Source organism: Bellilinea sp., assembly GCF_034432615.1.
In the GTDB taxonomy this organism is placed as follows: Bacteria; Chloroflexota; Anaerolineae; order Anaerolineales; family Anaerolineaceae; genus Bellilinea.
Genome location: NZ_DAOUBL010000038.1, coordinates 1 through 2,038, shown reverse-complemented (window position 1 = coordinate 2,038; position 2,038 = coordinate 1). Strand labels below are relative to the sequence as shown.

The following is a 2,038-nucleotide window of genomic DNA, read 5'->3' as shown; positions in this document are numbered from 1 at the left end:
CAGCACGGTCATCGGTAAGGTGCCGGCAAACACCGCCGCCAACACCTGACCACTGACCCCTGCTCCCAGCTGGCGCGCCAGCAGTGAAACTCCCAGCAGGGTACCAACCCCGCTGAACCACTGCACCAGATTCAAAAAGCGGTCTGCACCGCTCAGTGCGTAGAGGTTGGCATGGACGTATTCCGTCCACGGGTTGAGGTACAGCTGGCGCAGGATGTGGGTGGGGTAAAACGCCAGCGATTGGTTTTGCAGCCAGTGCATCACCCGGCTGAGGTGATAGACCATCGAGTCCCAGTTATTCGGCGCAGCCACCAGCGCAATCACCAGTGTACCCAGCGCAATCAGGCTCAGGCCGCCCAGCAAAAGCCCATCCCCGACCGGCAGCGAGCGCAACCGGCTGCGCAGATCGAAAAGCGGCTGGCGGCGTGGGGAAGCGCGCAGAAGGTACAGCCCCGCCAGAAGAATCAACCCCCAGCCGGCTGCCAGCGGCAGGCATGCCAGCAAGCCGACCGAGCCGCTCAGTTCGGTGAGGGCGGTCAGCAGCGCACCCCATACCGCCCAGCCCAGCAGCAGTTTCAGGCGGAAATCGTCCGGAAAAATGGCTCGCCGCCAGCAAATCAGCACGATGACCGCCCAGCTTAACGCCGGTAAAAGAATCAGCATGACAGGCCCCGTTGAAAAAAGTCAATCCTACCGTAAGCGATTATAACCCACCTGACAGGTATGGTTTCATGGCTTTCCCAAAGTCGCCAATGGTCAATCCACAGGCTGTCAACGTCAATAAAAAAACAACCCGCCGCTCACCCCAACCCCCCGTAGCCCCCCTTCCCCGCAGCGCCGCCCTGACTGGTCAATGCGTTGCTCTCCGGGGAAGGGGGGCGAGAGCATGACCCGTGCCGGGCTGCGTCCGCGTCAAGTTCGACATGGTTGCTCTGCGGGCAGGAGGGGTTGATTGGGCTGGTTATTGTCCATTGCGAACTGGTAGGGCAAAAATGCCTTATCAAGGATGGGAACAGAAACGATCCTTTACCCAACCGATTGACGGCAAGAGAAGGATGGGTGAAATGGAAACAAAATGACAGGCTTGTCAGGGAACTTTGAGAAAGCCAGGGGCACGGGGTTTACAAGCCTGTTTTATCCCTGCCGGCGCAACTTTTCCTCATCCACTGCGTATAAATTACGGAAAGGAGAACGCAAATGTTCAAGTTTTTGTTTGACTTGATTGGTGGGATCATCGGTCTGGTTGTCGGGCTGATTGGCGGCATTTTTGGATTGGTGGTAGGCATCCTGGGCACTGTGGTGGGCCTGACGGTTGGTGTGGTGGTGCTGGCGATTGTGCTGGTATTGGGTCTTCTGGCCTTACCCATCCTGCTCTTGATCTGGATTTTCTGACCGGCATGGTATAATTTCATGCATGAGTGACGAGAATTCCCCAACTTCAATTGAATCATTACCAGCGGAAGCGGAAGCACAGACCCAGGCGGTTTCTAAACGCCCCGGTTACTCGCTTCCGCTGGTGGTTGTGATTGCCGTTTTGTTTTTTGGTGTCGGCATCCTCAGCGGTTACCTGATCTGGGGTCAATCGCTGGCGCAAACCAATCAGGCGCTCAATGATGCCCTTTCACGTGCCGAGGCTGCCGAAGCGGTACTGCAGGAAATCGGCATGGATGTTCCCGGTCAGCCGCGCCCCACCCGTGACCCAAACGAACCCATCGAGGTGGTGCGTTACCCGGTTACCGAGCAGGATAACCCCGCCTTCGGTCCGGCGGATGCGCCAATTACGATCATCGAATTCAGCGATTTTGAATGCCCCTTCTGTACCCGCTGGCATGTGGAAGTGTGGCCTAAACTGCAAGAAGCCTACGGTGATAAAATCCGGCTGGTTTACCGCGACTTTCCGCTGTACAGCCTTCACCCCAACGCAGCTGCGGCTGCCGAAGCTGCCAACTGCGCCCGGGAACAGGAGCGCTTTTGGGAGTACCATGATCTGCTGTTCGCTGCCGAGCAGGGGTTGAGCCGAGAGGCTTACGAAGCCTAT

Annotated in this window: 2 protein-coding genes and 1 pseudogene; 2 read left to right on the top strand and 1 reads right to left on the bottom strand. The window is 57.5% G+C overall.

All coding sequences use genetic code 11. From position 1 onward, the window contains the following. Positions 1 to 663, bottom strand: a pseudogene (locus VAE48_RS01695) (4-amino-4-deoxy-L-arabinose transferase); the annotation flags it as partial. A 534-nt stretch (positions 664 to 1,197) separates the two neighbouring features. Between VAE48_RS01695 and VAE48_RS01690 the strand changes: the two are divergent. Next, complete coding sequence (locus VAE48_RS01690; RefSeq protein ID WP_322791576.1) at positions 1,198 to 1,392, top strand: hypothetical protein; 195 nt, start codon at positions 1,198 to 1,200, stop codon at positions 1,390 to 1,392. Between the two features lie 22 nt (positions 1,393 to 1,414). Continuing rightward, positions 1,415 to 2,038, top strand: a 624-nt coding sequence (locus VAE48_RS01685; protein ID WP_322791575.1) for a DsbA family protein, incomplete at its 3' end; no start/stop codon positions are given.